Raw genomic sequence first — 18,761 nt, 5'->3', positions numbered from 1 at the left:
ATCCTCTTATCCAAAGCAGGTTTCGGAAAACGTCCCGGCGGACTTAATCTCGGTGTCGTGACGTCATTTCGTAAGGCGTCGTTCTGGTCTTGTCAGTTGCGCGGCGGTTTGGACGCCACGATATCGTCGGCCTTGACCCATCCGGGCGTGCCGACGGCGAAACGGGTTTTCGCGCGCGTCGCAAGCTCGCGGGCGGTCTTGTTGTCGCCGCGCAGATAAGCGGCCTGCGCCGACGCCAGATCGGCCTCGGCATAGTCGCCCTTGCGGCCATAGGCCATCGCGAGCTGCATGTAGCCGAGAACGGCCTCCGGTTCCCGTGCCACCGCGGCCCGGAGAATCCGAACGGCGTCATCGGTGTAGGCCTTATTATCGGACCCAACCAGAGCCTGCCCAAGTAACATCTCGATGAGGGGCGCGTTGTTCGAAAGTGCGACAGCCTTGCGCAGGGCAGGAATCGCCTCAGCCGGCTTGCCGCCCTCCAGCAGGGCCTGGCCGCGCACCTCGTAAAAATACGCGTTGTTGGGCTGGACCTGGATCAGTGCGTCGATCTGGGCGAGCGCGCTGCGCAAATCCCCATGGAGATAGGTGCTGATGGCGCGGGCGTAGCGCGCCGGCATGCTGTCGTTGGTCAGAGGATAGCGGCGGTACACCGTCTCCGGCCGTTCCATGAAGGCGGAGATCTTGGCGCGCACCATGTCGTGGCGGAGCTGGAGCGCGGGATCGTCCTTCTTGTCCCAATAAGGGCTCGCGCTGGCGAACTCCTGGAGTGACGCGACGCGCTCGGCGGGCATCGGGTGCGACTGGAGATAGGGATCGGCGCCGCGTGCCGCGAACAGGCTCTCGCTGGTGAAGCGCTTGAAGGTCTCGTACATGCCCTTCGGCGACTGCTGGGTCGCCGTCAGGAATTTCACGCCGGCGCGGTCGGCGTTCTCCTCCTGCTGACGCTGGTAGGACAGCAGCGTACGGCGGATCATCTCCTGCGGGCCGGCGAGGGCGGCGGCTCCGGCATTGGCAAGGCCATTGTTGCCGGCGCTGCCGCTGCCGCGGGTGCTGCCCACGGCCATCGCGCCGGCGCCGAGCAGCATCGCGATGATCATCTGGGTCTGGGCGTTGGCGAGCTGCTCGCGCAGCTTGGAGAGATGGCCGCCGGCCAGATGCCCGGTCTCGTGCGCGAGCACGCCGATGATCTGGTTCGGCGTCTCCGACTGGAGGATCGCGCCGTAATTGACGAAGATGCGGCGGCCATCGGCGACGAACGCGTTGAACGAGCCCTCGTTGACGATCACCATCTGGATGTTCTGCTTCTCCAGACCCGCGACGCGCAGGATCGGGCGCGTGTATTCGCGCAGCAGCTGTTCGGTCTCGGTGTCGCGCAAGACCGGCGGCCCCTTGGCCTGCGCATGCGCGGCCGAGAACGGCGTCAGCGCGATCGCAGCCGCCGCAACGAGGGAGGTGAGGGCGGTGGCCTTCTTGCGCAATGCGATCTGGAATAACATCAAGCGGTCTGGGTCAAACGGTCTTGTCGGCAGGCTTGTCAGGCATTCTTGGTCAAGCAGTTTCGTGATTGGTTTTTGGCGATTGGCGGCGGACCGGATACGCGATATGCCCCTTTGAGCCGTACCCCTTATGAGCCGTACAATGCGGCCAGTCTGGGGCGCAAGCACCCCGTTTCCGGGTCGGACGGACCGGTTCGCCAGCGAATAGCAGAAATCGATGCACGATACGACATTGAGGAACCGGTTGGGGCAGTGGCTTGAGCCCTCCCGCCGCAGCGATGTTCCCCCGTTCATGGTGATGGACGTCATGGCCGCCGCGGCCCGGATCGAGGCGGCGGGGGGCCATGTCATCCACATGGAGGTTGGCCAGCCCGCCGCGGGCGCGCCGAAGACCGCGATTGCGGCCGCCCATGCGGCGCTCGAGGCAGGGCGGATCGATTATACCTCCGCACTCGGCATCCCCTCCTTGCGCGCGCGCATCGCGCGGCATTATCGCGATGCCTATGGCTGTGACATCAGCCCCGAGCGGATCGTGGTGACCACCGGCTCCTCCGGCGGGTTCATCCTGGCCTTCTTGGCGATGTTCGAGCCGGGCGACCGCGTTGCCGTGACGGTGCCGGGTTATCCGCCGTACCGACATATCCTCACCGCGCTCGGCTGCGAGCCGGTGCTGATCGAGACCACGAACGAGACGCGGCATGCGCTGACCGGCGAGGCGCTGCTGGCCGCCCATCGCAAGGCGCCGCTGAAGGGTGTGCTGGTCGGCAGCCCCGCCAATCCGACCGGGACCATGATGTCCCGCGAGGCGCTCGCCGGCCTGATCGCGGCGGCGGAAGACGCGGGCATCCGTTTCATCTCGGACGAGATCTATCACGGGCTCGACTACGCATTTCCCGCGGTGACGGCTGCGGCGCTGTCGGACCACGCGTTCGTGATCAACTCGTTCTCGAAGTATTTCTGCATGACGGGCTGGCGCGTCGGCTGGATGGTCGTGCCCGAGATTCTGGTGCGGCCGATCGAGCGGCTGCAGCAGAACCTGTCGATCTCGGTGCCGTCGCTGTCGCAGATCGCGGCCGAAGCGGCCTTCGACGGCGCGGCTGAGATGGAGGAGATCAAGCACGGCTATCAGGAAAACCGGCGCATCCTGATCGAGGGATTGCCCAAGGCCGGCCTGACCAGGTTTCTGCCGGCCGACGGCGCATTCTATCTCTATGCGGACGTCTCGGACTTCACTTCCGACAGTTTCGAGTTCGCCAAGCAGATGCTCGAGCAGGCCCATGTCGCGGCCACGCCGGGCCTCGACTTCGATCCCATCCATGGTCGTTCATTCATACGGCTCTCTTATGCGCGTTCGGCTGCGGAGATGCGGGAAGCAGTTGACCGGATCGCTCACTGGCTTAAATAGCCGCCAGTTTTCGACAGCCTTCTGGAGTGCAACTTGCCTGACCGTTCCGCCCCGTCTACCGCCACGCATTCTCCTCTCGCCGCATTGATGTGGCCAGTCCGGCCCGGTGAAACCGTCGGCGCTTTGCGTGCTGTCGTGCTGATTGCGCTCGGTACCGCCTTGATGGCCCTGTCAGCCAAGGTGAACCTGCCGCTGCCTTACGTGCCCATGACGTTGCAGACGCTGGTCGTGTTGATGATTGGCGCCGCCTATGGCTGGCGGCTTGGCAGCGCAACCATGATCGCCTACCTCGCCGAGGGCGCAATGGGCCTGCCGGTGTTCGCCGGCCCCGTCGGTGGAATTGCACCGCTGGTCGGCCCGACCGCGGGCTATCTGTTTGGCTTCATTGGCGCCGCCTTCGTCACCGGCTGGCTCACCGAGCGCGGCTGGGATCGCAGCGTATTTCTGCTGTTTGCCGCTATGGCCGTCGGCCACATCCTCATTCTGGCCGCGGGCTTTGGCTGGCTGGCGTTCGGTCTCGGCCTTGGCGCCGCAAAAGCGTGGCAGGTTGGCCTGATGCCGTTCGTTGCGGCGTCGCTGGTCAAGAACGCGCTGGGCGCGACATTGATGCCGGCGACACGCCGGGTGGTCGATCGCGGGTAAAGCGCGCAATAACGAGCAGTTCCGATTGACAGGGCCGGCCAAGTTGATCTTGGCTGGCTTGGCGTTTGAGGGGGAGTGAAACAATGACGACGACAACGATGGCGGGGGCGCCGGTCGCGCCGCCCGCCGCCAAGCCGTGGTACAAAGTACTTTATATCCAAGTGCTGATCGCGATCGTGCTCGGCGCCATCGTCGGCTGGCTCTGGCCGTCAGTCGCCACCAATGAGTGGATCAAGGCACTCGGCGACGGCTTCATCAAGCTGATCAAGATGGTGATCGCGCCGATCATCTTCTGCACCGTGGTCTCGGGCATCGCCCATATACAGGACGCCAAGAAGGTCGGCCGCATCGGCGTCAAGGCGCTGGTCTATTTCGAGATCGTCTCGACCTTCGCACTGGTGATTGGTCTCATCATCGGCAATCTGGTGAAGCCGGGTGCGGGCTTCGGCGGCGCCGCCGCCAACGCGCAGGCCGTCGCCAACTACGCCAAGCAGGCCGAAGGCCAGAAGTCGGTCGACTTCGTGCTGCACATCATTCCGGACACCGTCGTCGGCGCCTTCGCGCAAGGCGAGATCCTTCAGGTGCTGCTGTTCTCGGTGCTGTTCGGCTTCGCCATCATGGGGCTCGGCGAACGCGGCCACACCATCCGCAGCTTCATCGACGACGCCGCGCATGCGGTGTTCGGCGTCATCTCCATCGTGATGCGCGCGGCGCCGATCGGCGCCTTCGGCGCGATGGCCTACACCATCGGCAAGTTCGGCACCGGGGCGATCCTCAACCTGATCGGCCTGATCGCGACGTTCTACGTGACCGCGGCGCTGTTCGTGTTCGTCGTGCTCGGAATCATCGCGCGCTTCGCCGGCTTCTCCATCTTCAAGTTCCTAGCCTACATCAAAGACGAGCTGTTGATCGTGCTCGGCACCTCGTCCTCGGAAAGCGCGTTGCCGTCCCTGATGGAAAAGCTCGAGCGCCTCGGCTGCTCCAAATCGGTGGTCGGCCTCGTGGTGCCCACGGGCTATTCGTTCAATCTCGACGGCACCAACATCTACATGACGCTGGCGACGTTGTTCATCGCGCAGGCGCTGGGCTTCGATCTCTCCTTCAGCCAGCAACTCACCATCCTGGTGGTGGCGATGCTGACCTCGAAGGGGGCCTCCGGCATCACGGGGGCGGGCTTCATCACGCTGGCGGCGACGCTCGCCGTGGTCGATCCGCGCCTCGTGCCGGGCATGGCGATCGTGCTCGGCATCGACAAGTTCATGAGCGAGTGCCGCGCGCTGACCAATCTGTGCGGCAACGGCGTTGCCTGCGTGATCATCGCCTGGTGGGAGGGCGAGCTCGATCGCGACAAGCTCAACGCCAACCTCGCCAAGCAGATCGATCCGACCGACATGGAAACGGCGCTCACGACGGACTGATCTGCAAGCTGTCACCGACGGCGCGCCGTCAGGTCTTGAAATAGCAGGGCTGGTCGAGATCCTCGATCAGCCCTTTTTCTTGCGGTGACCAGTCGAGATCCTCCCCGCGAGCGCAGAGCGCTAGAACCGCTCCGGCCGATATGGCGTCGGATTGATCGCTGGCGTTTCGCCGCTCATCATCTCGGCGAGCAGGCGCCCGGTCGCTGGCCCCAGCGTAAAGCCCTGGTGGCCGTGGCCGAAGTTCATCCACAGGCCGGGATGGCGTGGGGCAGGGCCGAGCACCGGCAGCATGTCGGGCGTGCAGGGGCGGGTGCCGAACCACGGGTCGGGCTCGACCCGCTTGCCGAGGTCAATCAACTCGCGCGCGGAAGCTTCGGCGCTGGCGAGCTGCACGGGCGTCGCGAGCGCGTCCAGACCGGTCAACTCCGCGCCGGTGGTGATGCGAATGCCTTTGGCCATCGGACCCATGGCGTAGCCGCCGGCCTTGTCGACCAGCGGCAGATCGAGCGAGGCGCCGCCGCTGTAATGCATGTGGTAGCCGCGCTTGCGCACCAGCGGGATGCGATAGCCGAATTTGAGCAGGAGATCGGGCGACCACGGCCCGAGCGTCACCACGGCGTGGGCGGCGTCGATGTGTCCAATGTCGGTCGCGACCGACCAGCCGGTCGCGGTCTGCTGCAAGGTCTGAGCATCGCCAAGCACGATATTGCCGCCGAGGCGCTCGAACAGATCGGCATAGGCCGTGACGAGCGCGCCGGGATCGGACACCGTCCAGGTGTCGAGCCAATGGATCGCGCCGGGCAGATCGTCGCGCAGGACAGGTTCGGCCTTGGCGAGCTCGGCGCCCGAGAGCGCCCGAAACCTCACGCCGAATTCGCGCTCGTCCTCTTCCGCCGCCTTGACGGCGAGATCGAACGACGCTGCGTCGCGATGCAGGTGTCGGTATCCCGCGCGGCGGATCAGATTATCGGCGTGGGCTTCGCGAATGAGGATGTCGTGCTCCGCCGTCGCGTAGGCGATCAGCCGCGCCCAGGCGTCGATGGCTTCACGATGCCGCTTCGGTGCCGAATGCCACCAATAGCGCAGCAGGGGCTCGATATGGAGATGAAGCGACGACAGGCTGTAACGCACGTCGTTGGTGCGGCCGGTCGCGATCTGCAGGAGCGTGGCAAGGTCGCGCGGCATCGGATAGGGGCGCACTGCTTCCGCCTGGATCATCCCGGCATTGCCGTAGCTGGTCTCCCGGCCCGGCTCCCTGCGGTCGATGAGCGTGACGGACCAGCCGCGCTGCTGGAGGTGCAGCGCCGCGCTGACGCCGATCATGCCGCCGCCGAGTACGATCGCGCTTTGCATTGAACTCACCTCGCCAAATCAAAACCGCCCGGCTTGGCCGGGCGGTTTCAACTGTCTTGCTCGTCTATTCGCCGCCGCCGAAGCGGCGGGACCACCAGCCGGCGCGACGCGGTGCGGCCGACGTCTCGCTTGCCGCTGCGGGCGCGGGCTCCGGAGCCGGTGCGGGCGGCGCACCCGGCTCGGCCGCCTGAGCAACCGGTGCCGGTTCACTCTGGCTGCTCGACAGGAAGCTTACCTTTTCCCGAACCGTCGAACGGCGTCGTGCGGCCTTGTCGTCGGCGTGCTCTTCGTCCGCGGCAGCAGGAGCCGGCTCAGGCTGGGGCGTTGCCTCGATCCGTGCCTCGATCTTTGCCTCGGCGCGCGGCTCTGGCTGCGTGACCTGCGGCTGCGAGGTGTGCTCGGCCTGCGCGACCGAAGGCGCAGCCTCGCCGCCAAAACCGTCGAAATCGGCGACTGCGTCGGTCGCTTCCGACGGCGCATTGGCAGCGAGCTCGTCGCTGATGGAGCCGGCGAGACCTTCCTCGCCAGGACCGCGACGGCGGCGGCCGCCACGGCGACCACGCCGGCGACGGCGATCGGCGCTGCCCTGCTGCTCGCCACGGGCTGCCTGTTCCTCGCCTTCCTCGCCCTCCGGCTCGGCCTCGGTATCCTCTTCGCCTTCGCCGGCTGCCACGGCCGTCTCGGCAATAGCGGGAGCGCCATCCTCGCGCGTCTCCTCGTCGCGCGGGCCACCGCGACCGCGGCGGCGGCGGCGGCGCTTGCGGCGCTGGCCGTCCTGCTCGGTAGCGGCATCGCCTGCCGTCTGCTCCTCGGCGAGACCTTCGGTCTCCTCGGTCTCGACCTCGGATTCGGTCTCAGGATCGAACTCCTCGTCGTCATAGGCCTCTTCGATCAGGGGCGGCGGGCTTGCGGCCGCCTGCGCCACCAGCAGAGCCTTGGCGGCTTCCAGCGTATGCACCTGCTCGCCACGGTCGATGACATAGGCCTGCGGTCCGCTGACGCTCGGGTCGGCGATCACCGCCAACGTGACCTTGAAGCCGTTCTCGAGGTCGCGCAGATGGCCGCGCTTGTGGTTCAGCACATAGAGCGCGACGTCGGTGCGGGTGCGGACCACCAGATTGTGGGTCGCGCCCTTCATCAAGATCTCTTCGAGGCCGCGCAGCAACTGGAGCGCAACCGAGGATACCGAGCGCACATGGCCGGTGCCGCCGCAATGCGTGCAGGGATCGGTCGAGGATTCCAGCACGCTGGCGCGGATGCGCTGACGTGACATCTCGAGCAGGCCGAAATGCGAGATGCGTCCGACCTGGATCCGCGCGCGGTCCTGCCGGAGGCAGTCGGACAGCTTGCGTTCGACCGCGCGATTGTTGCGCTTTTCGTCCATGTCGATGAAGTCGATGACGATCAGGCCGGCGAGGTCGCGCAGCCGAAGCTGACGCGCGACCTCCTCAGAAGCCTCGAGATTGGTCTTGAGCGCGGTGTCCTCGATATGGTGCTCGCGGGTCGAACGTCCGGAGTTGACGTCGATCGAGACCAGCGCTTCGGTCTGGTTGATCACGATGTAGCCGCCGGAGCGCAACTGCACGGTCGGCGAGAACATCGCATCCAGCTGGCTTTCGACGCCCATGCGCGAGAATAGCGGCTGGCCGTCGCGATACTGCTTCACCGCGCTCACATTGGCGGGCATCAGCATCTTCATGAAGTCGCGCGCTTCGCGGTAGCCGGATTCACCGGCAACCGAGATCTCGTCGATCTCCTTGTTGTAGAGGTCGCGCAGCGAGCGCTTGATCAGCGAGCCTTCCTCGTAGACGAGGGTCGGGGCCTGCGACTTCAGCGTCATGTCGCGCACCGTCTCCCACATCCGGATCAGGTACTCGAAATCGCGCTTGATCTCGGGCTTGGTGCGGGCGGCACCGGCGGTGCGCAGAATGATCCCCATGCCCTCGGGCACGTCGAGATCCTGCACCACTTCCTTCAGGCGCGAACGGTCCTGCGCGCTGGTGATCTTGCGGCTGATGCCGCCGCCGCGTGCGGTGTTCGGCATCAAGACGGCATAGCGGCCGGCGAGCGAGAGGTAGGTCGTCAGCGCTGCGCCCTTGTTGCCGCGCTCTTCCTTGACGACCTGCACCAGCATCACCTGGCGGCGCTTGATGACTTCCTGGATCTTGTATTGGCGGCGGGGACGGAAGGTGCGCTCCGGCACCTCCTCCAGCACATCGTCGCCGCCGACGGATTCAACAACGTCCTCTTCGGCTTCCTCGTCGTCCTCGTCTTCGTCGTCATCCTCGGCCGTCGCTTCGGATTCGTGATGCGGAGGCTGCGCACTCTCGCCTGCGGCGTACACGGCGTCGGCAGGCTCAGCAGCCGCTGTCACGGCCTCGGCGAGATCGTCGGCGTGGACGTCGGAGGCAACCTCCTGCGGCTCGGCAACGGCCTCGGTGGCGACCGCGGGCTCGGCGCCGATTGCTGCGACAGGCGCCGGTGTCTCGTCGGCATGATCATGGTCGCGATGATCGTGTTCGCCACGATGGTCGTCGTGATGATCGTCGCCATGGGCATGATGATGGTCGTCGTGGTCATGTCCTTCGTGGCCATGCCCTTCGTGGTCATGTACTTCGTGGCCGTGATCGTGATGATCGTGGCCTTCGTGCTCGCCGTGATGCTCTGCGCCGGCATGCAGGTGCTCGCCCTCGTGCGAAGCGCCCTCGGGCAGGGCCTCGCCCTGGACCTGCTGGGCGGCGGGATCGGTGCCTTCGACGATGTCGCTGCGGACGCGCTCGCCATGACTACGGCGGCGGGAATTGCGGTGGCGCGAGCGGCGGCGGCCCTGGGAGCGGTTCTCGCTCTCTTCCTCGGCCTCGCGATGGGCCTGCTCTTCGGCTTCGATCAGCGCCTGCCGGTCGGCAACCGGGATCTGGTAATAGTCGGGATGGATTTCGCTGAAGGCGAGGAAGCCGTGGCGGTTGCCGCCATATTCGACGAAAGCGGCCTGGAGCGAGGGTTCGACCCTTGTGACTTTGGCGAGGTAGATATTCCCGCGCAGTTGCTTGCGTTGCGCGGTCTCGAAATCAAACTCTTCGACGCGATTGCCGCGGACCACGACCACCCGGGTCTCTTCCGGGTGGGTGGCATCGATCAACATCTTGTTGGGCATGTCTTAACTCTTGGCGGCGGCGGGCGCGATTCACCGTGGGCGCCATCAGCGCTGCCGGGTGACGCGACGGTCCACCTGATTCGGGGGTGAGGGGAAGGCCGAAACGCCGTCTCTCGCGCCTTGCCGAACCGGAAGCCGGAGGACCAAAGCGGCGCGCGGAATTGTCACTCCGCAGCGTCGCGAATGGTCCTTCAGAATTGGTCGGCACAGTCTGGCGCATCAAGCGTCGGCCCGTATGAAACATTGGGCGGCGGGGCCGCCCCTCAATCAGTTGCTGTTGGCCAGGCATGGCGCGAGCGCGCTCGCCTTGGGTAGTACGAACCGCTCCCTTGAGATTAAGGGACCGGGTAACGGGTTGCGCCGCTGTCAGAACCGTCCCGGAAACGTGGTGGTAACCGGAGACCGTCCGCCGCCGGGGCTTGCCCCGCTCCACCTCGCTGCCGCGCACCGCGCTGGACCTAGAGGGGAACGGAAAAACGCTGGAATTCCCAAACCTTGAGAGTTCCGGCGCTGCACCGGGAGGCTGAATGCGACACAACCGGAAATATCGGCCGTCAGCATTCCGTACATACGTGGATTGGACCATCCGTGCAAGGAGCGTCGCACGGCGGTCACAGTCAGCGAGTTTCGCGTGTCTGTCATTAAGGATCGTTTAACCCTGTGGTTCTATTGCGTTAAAGAGGCTGCTCGGAGGCACGGAATCGGTGGCGAGCCGCGCAAATCAAAGGATCTTGCTGGGATGCGTGCTGCTCTGCGCGGCGGCATTGCCATGTGCTGATTCCTCGCGCCTGAAGGCCGCGGAAAGTCAGCCTCAACTCCCTGTTGCATCAGCGAATTTCCCGACGGCCTCGGCCGCCCGGCTGGCCGGTGACGGCAGGCAAACTCGCTTTGTCCTCGACATCGACCAGACCGTTAGCTTCCGCGCCGTCGCCTTGGCCGACCCGTATCGGGTGGTGGTCGACGTCCCCCAGGTCAATTTTCAGCTTCCCGCTGGCACCGGGGCCGGCGGACGCGGGCTGGTCAAGGCCTTCCGCTATGGGCTGGTGATGCCCGGCGGCTCCCGAATCGTGTTCGACCTGACGGGCCCGGCCAAGATCGCCAATTCCTACGTGGTGGAGGCTGCCAACGGCCAGCCGGCGCGGCTGGTGCTCGAACTGGAGGAGGTCGAGCGCACCGCCTTCGTGCCGTCGCTGGCTCCGGAAAACCGTCCTGAGCTGCGGCCGGCAATTGCCGATCCGCCGCCCGCGACGGTTCCCGCATCTGCACACCCTGAAGCCGGGCAAAAGGCCGATGGCCGCGCGGTGGTCGTCATCGATCCCGGGCATGGCGGCATCGACAACGGCACGCAGTCGAGCGGCGAGAGCGAGAAGAATCTGGTCCTGGCCTTCGGTCTGGCGCTGCGCGAACGGCTGGAAAAAACCGGCAAATATCGCGTGGTGATGACACGAGACGACGACACCTTCATTCCGCTCAACGACCGGGTCAAAGTCGCCCGCAGCCTCAAGGCTGCGTTGTTCGTCTCGATCCATGCCGACGCGCTGCCGCGTGCCGAGGGCGATGCGCAGGGCGCGACCATCTACACCTTGTCCGACAAGGCTTCCGACGCCGAGGCGCAGCGGCTGGCGGATGCGGAAAACCGGGCGGACGCCATCGCGGGCTTCAACCTCGCGGAGGAGCCGACCGATGTCGCCGACATCCTGATCGATCTCACCCAGCGGGAAACCCGCACATTTTCAAGTCGTTTTGCCCGGCTGTTGATGGGCGAAATGAAGTCGACGGTGCGAATGCACAAGCATCCCCTGAAGTCGGCCGGCTTCCGGGTGCTGAAGGCGCCCGACGTGCCGTCGGTCCTGGTCGAGATCGGTTACGTCTCCAACAAGGGCGACCTCGAGCATCTGGTCTCCGAAGGATGGCGGTCGCGTGCCGTCGGCTCCATGGCGCAGGCGATCGACGGGTTTTTGGCCAAGCGGATGGCCACGGCCGGATCGTCGAACTGACGACCGGGGATCGTCGAATTGAGAGGGGAATTTCCGTCCCGCCGCAAAAGCCCTAGTTTGGCCACAGCGGGCGCTTTATAAAAACGCCGCAGGGGGTTCCGGAATCGGCGAGAATCCCGTTCGGCAAGCGTCTTGGGTCCGGCACTGATAGTATTGAGTAAGGCCGGTGAATTCGCGATGGTTTGGCGCCTGTTTCGGGTGCTGAGGGCTGATCTTAAGCTGGTCTTGGGCTGATCTTTGGGCTGATCCAGAGTTTGAACGGATAAACAGATAATGCGCTTGCTGGTGCGGTTCATGGGCTTCCTGTTCGCCGCGGGAACGGTGTTGTTCCTTGTCGGGGTGGGTGCCATCGCAGGCCTGATCTGGCATTTCTCCAAGGACTTGCCTGACTACTCTCAGCTTCAGGATTACGAGCCGCCGGTGATGACCCGCGTGCACGCGACCGACGGCTCGCTGCTCGGCGAATATGCCAAGGAGCGGCGGCTGTACCTGCCGATCCAGGCGGTGCCGAAACTCGTGATCAATGCCTTCCTGGCGGCCGAGGACAAGAATTTCTACGAGCATGGCGGCATCGACTACACCGGCATGGCGCGCGCCGGCGTGGTCTACATCCAGAACTACGGCTCCAACCGCCGTCCGCAGGGCGCTTCCACGATCACCCAGCAGGTCGCCAAGAACTTCCTTCTGACCAACGAGGTCTCCTTCGCCCGCAAGATCAAGGAAGCCTTGCTCGCGATGCGGATCGAGAAGACCTACTCGAAGGACAAGATCCTCGAGCTGTATCTGAATGAAATCTATCTGGGCCTCGGCGCCTACGGCATCGCGGCCGCGTCGCTGGTTTATTTCGACAAGTCGGTGAACGAGCTGACGGTGGCGGAAGCGTCCTATCTCGCGGCGCTGCCGAAGATGCCCGCGACGCTGCATCCCGTCCGCAACCGCGACCGCGCCATCGAGCGCCGCAACTACGTGATCGATCGTCTGGTTGAGAACGGCTGGGTCAAGCAGGCCGACGCCGACAAGGCGCGCAAGGAGCCGCTGGCCGTTACCAGCCGTTCCAACGGCGCCCACACCTTCGCCGGCGAATATTTCGCCGAGGAAGTGCGCCGCGACATCTTCGAGCGCTATGGCGAGAAGAAGCTGTACGAGGGCGGCCTCTCGGTCCGCACCACGCTCGATCCCAAGATTCAGGTCATGGCGCGCAAGACCATGGTCGCCGGTCTCGTGAACTATGACGAGCAGCAGGGCTATCGCGGTGCCATCAGCAAGCTCGACATTTCGGGCGACTGGGGCGTGAAGCTCGCCGAGATCAAGTCTCTGTCCGATATCTCGCCGTGGCGCATGGCCGTGGTGCTGGAGACCAGCGACCAGTCGGCGCGCATCGGCTTCCAGCCGAGCCGCGAGCTCGGCGGCGCCGTGAGCAAGCAGCGCGAGACCGGCCTCATCACGCTCGACGGCATCAAATGGGCAAGAGCAGCCTCGGGAGCTGCGAAGGGCAGGGCGGCGAGCGCGGTGTCGCAGGTGCTCCAGCCCGGCGACGTGATCTACGCCGATCCGCTGTACAAGGACGCCCAACCTGTCGAAGGTCAGTACCGGCTGCGCCAGATCCCCGAAGTGTCCGGCGCGATGGTGGTGATGGACCCCTGGACCGGCCGCGTGCTGGCGATGGTCGGCGGCTTCTCGTTCGACCAGAGCCAGTTCAACCGCGCCACGCAGGCCTATCGGCAGCCCGGTTCGTCGTTCAAGCCGATCGTCTATTCGGCCGCGCTCGACAACGGCTATACGCCCTCGACGGTCGTGCTCGACGCGCCCATCGAGATCGACCAGGGCCAGGGCGCGGGCGTGTGGCGGCCTGAAAACTTCTCCTCGGGCAAATTCCAGGGGCCGGTGACGCTGCGCAACGCGCTGCGGCAGTCGCTCAACACGGTGACGGTGCGCCTCGCCCAGGACATCGGCATGCCCTTGATCGGCGAGTATGCCCGCCGCTTCGGCGTCTATGACGAACTGCCGAACTATCTGTCCTACGCGCTCGGCGCCGGCGAGACCACGGCGATGCGCATGGTCACGGCCTATTCGATGCTCGCCAATGGCGGCCGCCGGGTGAAGCCGACCTTGATCGACCGCATCCAGGATCGCTACGGCCACACCATCTTCAAGCACGACCAGCGCGAATGCCGCGGCTGCGACGCACCGGGCGGCTGGAAGAACCAGAACGAGCCACAGCTGATCGATCGCCGCGAGCAGGTGCTGGATTCCATGACCGCCTATCAGATCACGGAGCTGATGGAGGGCGTGGTCCAGGCCGGTACCGCGACCGTTGTCAAGCAGGTCGGCAAGCCGATCGCCGGCAAGACCGGCACCACCAACGAGGCCAAGGACGCCTGGTTCGTCGGCTTCTCGCCCGACGTCGCCGTCGCCATCTATATGGGCTACGACAAGCCGCGTCCGCTCGGCAAGGGTAACGCCGCGACCGGCGGCCATCTCGCAGCTCCCATCGCGCGCGACTTCCTCCAGCTCGCGCTCGCCGACAAGCCGGCAGTCCCCTTCAAGGTGCCGGCAGGCATCAAGCTGGTGCGGGTCGTCGCCAAGTCCGGCATGCGCGCCGGTCCGGGCGAGACCGGCGGAACCATCCTCGAAGCCTTCAAGCCGGGCACGGCGCCGCCGGATAATTATTCGGTCATCGGCGTTGCCGATGCCGACGGCCGCATGCCGGCGTCGCAGCAGCAGCAGCCGGATTCCGGTTTCTTCATGCGGCCGGGCACGGGCGGGCTGTACTAAGGCTTAGGACAAGACAGACGTTCGTCGCCGCGGTGGTTGCGCTTTGCAGCCGCCGCCGCTACATCCCGTTGTCATTAGACGCGGAACAATCCCGCGAGACCAGAGAATCCCATGCGCGCCGAAATCGAACGGTTGGTAGAAGAGATCAAGCAGTCTGTCGGGCTGCTGAGGAGGCATCTTTGACGTCGAGAAATCGACGGCGCGCCTCGCTGAGCTGAACAAGCTCGCAGAAGATCCCAACCTCTGGAACGATCCCCAGAAAGCCCAGAAATTGATGCAGGAGCGCACCTCGCTCGAGGATGCGCTCTCCGGCATCGGCAAGGTCGAGCAGGAGCTCGAAGACGACATCGGCATGATCGAGCTCGGCGAAGCCGAGGGCGATGAGGGCGTCGTCAAGGAAGCCGAAGCCGCGCTGAAGACCCTCAAGAAGGAAGTTGCCCGGCGCGAGCTCGAGGCGCTGCTCTCGGGCGAGGCCGATAGTTTCGATTCTTATCTCGAAGTGCATGCCGGCGCCGGTGGCACCGAGAGCCAGGACTGGGCGCAGATGCTGCTCCGCATGTACTCGCGCTGGGCCGAAACCCACGGCTTCAAGGTCGAGATGCTGGAAGAGTCCGAGGGCGAAGAGGCCGGCATCAAGTCCGCGACCATCCAGGTCTCCGGTCACAATGCCTATGGCTGGCTCAAGACCGAGGCGGGCGTGCACCGCCTGGTGCGGATCTCGCCGTTCGATTCCAACGCGCGGCGGCACACCTCGTTCTCGTCCGTCGCTGTGTTTCCGGTGATCGACGACACCATCAAGATCGACATCAAGGAATCCGACGTTCGCGTCGACACCATGCGCTCCGGCGGTGCCGGCGGCCAGCACGTCAATAAGACCGAGTCCGCGGTACGACTGACGCATATCCCGACCGGCGTCGCCGTGGTCTGCCAGGCCGGTCGCTCGCAGCACAAGAACAAGGCGCAGGCCTGGGACATGCTGCGCGCGCGGCTTTACCAGATCGAGCTGAAGCGGCGGGAAGAGAAAGCCGCCGCCGACCAGGCCGCCAAGACCGACATCGGCTGGGGCCACCAGATCCGCTCCTACGTGCTCCAGCCCTACCAGATGGTGAAGGACCTGCGCACGGGTGTGCAGACCTCCGACACATCAGGCGTGCTCGGCGGCGATCTCGACGACTTCATGGCCGCGACCCTGGCGCAGCGCGCCTTCGGCACTCCCGGCGCCGACATCGAGGACGTCGACTGATGCCCCGGATCGCCTTCATCGGGCTTGGACGGATGGGCCACGGCATGGCCGGCCGCTATCTCGATGCCGGTTTTACGGTGACGCTGTGGAATCGCAGCAAGGCCAAGGCGGAAGACCTGATCGCGCGCGGCGCGCTGTGGGCGACCTCGCCTGAGGACGCGGCGATCGACGCCGATGCCGTCGTGACCATGGTCGCCGATGACGAGGCCTCGCGTGCGGTCTGGCTCGGGCCCGAGGGCGCGGCCAAGACGGCCAAGGCTGGCACCATCGCGATCGAATGCTCCACCGTCTCCTATGACCATGCGCGCGAGATGGGCCGCGAAATGAACGCGCGCGGGCTGATCTATATCGATTGCCCCGTGACGGGATTGCCGGATGCGGCAGCGAGCGGAAAGCTGACGCTGCTCGTCGGTGCCGATGCGGCCGATCTCGAACGCGCGCGGCCCTATCTGACACCGATCGGCTCGACCATCCGCCATTTCGGCGCGGTCGGCGCTGGCACGGTCTACAAGCTGATCAACAATCTGATGGGCGCGATCCAGATCGCCGGTCTCGCTGAGGGCCTTGCGATCGCCGAGCAGGCCGGGCTCGACATGAACCTCGTGCTGGACTCGATCCAGGCTGGCGTCGCCGCAAGCCCGCAGGTGCAGCGTCACTCCAAGCGCATGGTCGCCCGCGATTTTTCCGGCGCGACGTTCACGGCGGCGCTGCGGCATAAGGATGCCGCCTACGCGGTGAAGCTCGCCGAGAGCCTGCTGGCCGACAAGCCGCTGGTCGCGCGCGCCGCGGTCGAGGCCTACGCGCAGGCCAAGGCCGCGATGCCTGACGACGATGAAGGCAAGATGATCGAGCTGGTGTCGCGGCCGAAGAAGCCGTCGTAGCGGATCATATCCGCATACGCAGCCTCGTTCGAGCATCGGTTGTGTAAACCGACGCGTCATCGGAAATCGGGTGGCGCTTTTCGCCGCGTTGTCCTAGGGCGGCTGTCTCGCCTACCGACACGAGACGCCATGCCCCCGAATGACAACCGGATCGACGCGCGAGACTGGTCGCTGCTCGCTGTGCTCTCGGTGCTCTGGGGCGGCTCGTTCTTTTTCAACGGCGCGGCGCTGCGGGAATTGCCGCCGCTGACGTTGGTGCTTTTGCGTGTCGCGCTTGGCGCGGCCATTCTGCTGCCGCTGCTCCGTATCCAGGCCATCCGATTTCCAAAGGGCGTGAGGGGCTGGAAACCGTTCTTTGCGATTGGACTCCTTAACAACGTGATCCCGTTCTCGCTGATCGTGATCGGTCAGACTTTCATTCCAAGCGGGTTGGCGTCGATCCTGAATGCCACCACGCCGCTGTTCACGGTGATCGTGATGGCGGCGGCAGGCGAAGAGGCCTTGCAGCTGCGCCGCGTCGGCGGCGTGGCACTGGGTCTCGCCGGCGTGATCATCCTGCGTGGATGGGGTGTCGAGACACGAGCAGGGCAGGGGCTCGGCATCCTGCTCTGCCTCGGCGGCGCCTTCAGCTATGGCTTTGCGGCGTTGGCCGCGCGGCGGTTGTTGAAGGATGCCGCCCCGCTGGGGACGGCAGCATTTCAACTGATGGCTTCCACGGGGATGATGGCGATCGTTGTCGGCGCGATGGAGCAGCCGTGGCGTCTCCCGATGCCGGGCGTGACGACATGGCTCGCGGTGCTTGGCCTTGCCGGCCTGTCGACGGCGCTCGCCTATATCGTCTTCTTCCAGATACTGCGGCGGTCGGGCGCGACCAATGTGATGCTGGTGACGCTGCTCATTCCCGTCACCGCCATCCTTCTGGGATGGCTGGTGCTGGGCGAGCCGATCTCGATGCGTGAGATCGCGGGCGCGATCGTGATCGGCAGTGCATTGCTGGTGATCGATGGGCGCGTTCTGAACCTGCTGCGGCGCGGCACATAGTTCTGGAGCGGCCGTTTCACCTCACGGAAAATCGTGGCGCTTGCCAGCCGCAGGCGGCCTTGCGACACTCTCGGCAAAACAAGACTACAAAACACAGGGGAGAGAACGATGCCGGGTCGTCGCGAAAGCCTTGCTGCCCTCGCCATTCTTGCTGCCGGCGTGCTCGTCACGACACCGGCCCTGGCGCAGAAAAAATACGATCCCGGCGCCACCGACACCGAAATCAAGCTCGGCAACATCATCCCCTATAGCGGGCCGGCATCGTCCTATGGCGTGATCGGCAAGACTGAGGCCGCGTTCTTCAAGATGATCAACGATCAGGGCGGCATCAACGGGCGCAAGATCAATTTCATCAGCTATGACGACGCTTATTCGCCGCCGAAGGCGATCGAGCAGGCGCGCAAGCTGGTCGAGAGCGACGAGGTGTTGCTGATCTTCCAGCCGCTCGGCACGCCTTCGAACTCAGCGATCATGAAATACATGAATTCCAAGAAGGTGCCGCAGCTCTTCGTCGCCTCCGGCGGCACCAAGTTCGGCGATCCCAAGAATTTCCCGTGGACCATGGGATTTCAGCCGAACTACCAGAGCGAGGGGCGGATCTACGCAAAATATATCCGTGACAAGTTTCCGAACAGCAAGATCGCGGTGTTCTGGCAGAACGACGACGCCGGCAAGGACCAGTTCAAGGGCCTGAAGGACGGCCTCGGCGACAAGGCCAATATGATCATCGCCGATAAATCCTATGAGGTCAGCGATCCCTCGATCGACTCGCAGATCGTCGCGCTTCACGATTCCGGCGCCGACATCTTCTTCTCATGGGCCGCGCCCAAGGGATCGGCGCAGGCGATCCGGAAGGTCGGCGAGCTCGGCTGGAAGCCAAAATTCTTTCTGGCCAACACTGCGACCTCGGTCGCCTCGGTGCTCAAGCCAGCCGGGCTCGACTATTCCAAGGACATCATCTCGACCGTCTATCTGAAGGACCCGACCGATCCGAACTGGGACAAGGATCCTGCGGTGATCAAATGGCGCGAGTTCATGGACAAATATTACCCTGACGGCGACAAGGCCAATTCCAACAATATCTACGGCTACGTTCAGGCAGAGGCGATGGCGCAGGTGCTGAAGCAGTGCGGCGACAACCTCACACGTGACAACGTGATGAAGCAGGCCACGAACCTAAAGGATTTCCACACCGACCTGATGCTGCCGGGCATCATGGTCAATACGTCGCCCGACGATTATTTCCCGATCGAGCAGATGCAGCTGATGCGCTTCAACGGGCAGGCCTGGGAGCTGTTCGGCGACGTCATCACCGGTGAGGTCGGCCACGAGCGCGGCCAATAGAATGCGAGAAGC

The 18,761-nt window shown here is 64.9% G+C and carries 12 protein-coding genes; 9 read left to right on the top strand and 3 right to left on the bottom strand.

Features of this window, described 5'->3' with window-relative positions:
* Nucleotides 1–92: 92 nt before the first annotated feature.
* Nucleotides 93–1,496 (bottom strand): M48 family metalloprotease, encoded by a 1,404-nt coding sequence (locus tag AC0L27_RS04375; RefSeq protein WP_275171909.1) that lies wholly within the window; start codon nt 1,494–1,496, stop codon nt 93–95.
* A 217-nt stretch (nt 1,497–1,713) separates the two neighbouring features.
* Here AC0L27_RS04375 and AC0L27_RS04370 point away from each other — a divergent pair, with 217 nt between their 5' ends.
* The 3 genes from AC0L27_RS04370 (at nt 1,714) to AC0L27_RS04360 (ending at nt 4,961) form a co-directional block, all read left to right on the top strand.
* Nucleotides 1,714–2,901 (top strand): pyridoxal phosphate-dependent aminotransferase, encoded by a 1,188-nt coding sequence (locus AC0L27_RS04370; RefSeq protein WP_354203725.1) that lies wholly within the window; start codon nt 1,714–1,716, stop codon nt 2,899–2,901.
* Nucleotides 2,902–2,988: 87 nt separating this feature from the next.
* Complete coding sequence (locus tag AC0L27_RS04365; protein ID WP_275172013.1) at nt 2,989–3,543, top strand: biotin transporter BioY; 555 nt, start codon at nt 2,989–2,991, stop codon at nt 3,541–3,543.
* An 83-nt stretch (nt 3,544–3,626) separates the two neighbouring features.
* On the top strand, nt 3,627–4,961 hold the full coding sequence (locus AC0L27_RS04360) for a dicarboxylate/amino acid:cation symporter (protein ID WP_354054838.1): 1,335 nt from the start codon (nt 3,627–3,629) through the stop codon (nt 4,959–4,961).
* A 120-nt stretch (nt 4,962–5,081) separates the two neighbouring features.
* Here the strand turns inward: AC0L27_RS04360 and AC0L27_RS04355 are convergent, their stop codons facing one another.
* Both AC0L27_RS04355 and AC0L27_RS04350 read right to left on the bottom strand, forming a co-directional pair.
* Nucleotides 5,082–6,314 (bottom strand): NAD(P)/FAD-dependent oxidoreductase, encoded by a 1,233-nt coding sequence (locus AC0L27_RS04355; RefSeq protein ID WP_354203722.1) that lies wholly within the window; start codon nt 6,312–6,314, stop codon nt 5,082–5,084.
* Between the two features lie 64 nt (nt 6,315–6,378).
* The gene (locus tag AC0L27_RS04350; protein WP_354203720.1) at nt 6,379–9,468 is read right to left on the bottom strand and encodes an Rne/Rng family ribonuclease; all 3,090 of its coding nucleotides are present in this window, start codon (nt 9,466–9,468) and stop codon (nt 6,379–6,381) included.
* A 704-nt stretch (nt 9,469–10,172) separates the two neighbouring features.
* Here AC0L27_RS04350 and AC0L27_RS04345 point away from each other — a divergent pair.
* The 6 genes from AC0L27_RS04345 to AC0L27_RS04320 all read left to right on the top strand — a co-directional run bounded on the left by AC0L27_RS04345 (nt 10,173) and on the right by AC0L27_RS04320 (nt 18,749).
* Complete coding sequence (locus AC0L27_RS04345; protein WP_473317973.1) at nt 10,173–11,465, top strand: N-acetylmuramoyl-L-alanine amidase; 1,293 nt, start codon at nt 10,173–10,175, stop codon at nt 11,463–11,465.
* Nucleotides 11,466–11,738: 273 nt separating this feature from the next.
* The gene (locus tag AC0L27_RS04340) at nt 11,739–14,240 is read left to right on the top strand and encodes a penicillin-binding protein 1A (protein ID WP_354054830.1); all 2,502 of its coding nucleotides are present in this window, start codon (nt 11,739–11,741) and stop codon (nt 14,238–14,240) included.
* 111 nt (nt 14,241–14,351) lie between these two features.
* A protein-coding gene (prfB, locus tag AC0L27_RS04335; RefSeq protein ID WP_007609760.1) for a peptide chain release factor 2 occupies nt 14,352–15,483 on the top strand; the annotation gives its coding sequence in 2 pieces (ribosomal slippage) (nt 14,352–14,420 and nt 14,422–15,483; 1,131 coding nt in all).
* Nucleotides 15,483–16,364 (top strand): NAD(P)-dependent oxidoreductase, encoded by an 882-nt coding sequence (locus AC0L27_RS04330; RefSeq protein ID WP_275171917.1) that lies wholly within the window; start codon nt 15,483–15,485, stop codon nt 16,362–16,364. Before prfB ends, AC0L27_RS04330 begins: the two co-directional genes overlap by 1 nt.
* A 129-nt stretch (nt 16,365–16,493) precedes the next feature.
* Complete coding sequence (locus AC0L27_RS04325) at nt 16,494–17,405, top strand: DMT family transporter (RefSeq protein WP_354203714.1); 912 nt, start codon at nt 16,494–16,496, stop codon at nt 17,403–17,405.
* A gap of 108 nt (nt 17,406–17,513) precedes the next feature.
* The gene (locus AC0L27_RS04320) at nt 17,514–18,749 is read left to right on the top strand and encodes an ABC transporter substrate-binding protein (RefSeq protein WP_473317972.1); all 1,236 of its coding nucleotides are present in this window, start codon (nt 17,514–17,516) and stop codon (nt 18,747–18,749) included.
* The last annotated feature ends 12 nt before the right edge of the window (nt 18,750–18,761 follow it).

The organism is Bradyrhizobium sp. Ken51 (assembly GCF_055807435.1).
Note: the sequence above shows the minus strand (reverse complement) of the source record. Positions and strands in the feature narration are given on the sequence as shown.

What these genes read in the sequence shown, in the direction of transcription:
- AC0L27_RS04375 (WP_275171909.1), bottom strand. Translation starts at nt 1,496, where the DNA reads ATGTTATTCCAGATCGCATTGCGCAAGAAGGCCACCGCCCTCACCTCC.
- AC0L27_RS04370 (WP_354203725.1), top strand. Translation starts at nt 1,714, where the DNA reads ATGCACGATACGACATTGAGGAACCGGTTGGGGCAGTGGCTTGAGCCC.
- AC0L27_RS04365 (WP_275172013.1), top strand. Translation starts at nt 2,989, where the DNA reads ATGTGGCCAGTCCGGCCCGGTGAAACCGTCGGCGCTTTGCGTGCTGTC.
- AC0L27_RS04360 (WP_354054838.1), top strand. Translation starts at nt 3,627, where the DNA reads ATGACGACGACAACGATGGCGGGGGCGCCGGTCGCGCCGCCCGCCGCC.
- AC0L27_RS04355 (WP_354203722.1), bottom strand. Translation starts at nt 6,314, where the DNA reads ATGCAAAGCGCGATCGTACTCGGCGGCGGCATGATCGGCGTCAGCGCG.
- AC0L27_RS04350 (WP_354203720.1), bottom strand. Translation starts at nt 9,468, where the DNA reads ATGCCCAACAAGATGTTGATCGATGCCACCCACCCGGAAGAGACCCGG.
- AC0L27_RS04340 (WP_354054830.1), top strand. Translation starts at nt 11,739, where the DNA reads ATGCGCTTGCTGGTGCGGTTCATGGGCTTCCTGTTCGCCGCGGGAACG.
- AC0L27_RS04330 (WP_275171917.1), top strand. Translation starts at nt 15,483, where the DNA reads ATGCCCCGGATCGCCTTCATCGGGCTTGGACGGATGGGCCACGGCATG.
- AC0L27_RS04325 (WP_354203714.1), top strand. Translation starts at nt 16,494, where the DNA reads ATGCCCCCGAATGACAACCGGATCGACGCGCGAGACTGGTCGCTGCTC.
- AC0L27_RS04320 (WP_473317972.1), top strand. Translation starts at nt 17,514, where the DNA reads ATGCCGGGTCGTCGCGAAAGCCTTGCTGCCCTCGCCATTCTTGCTGCC.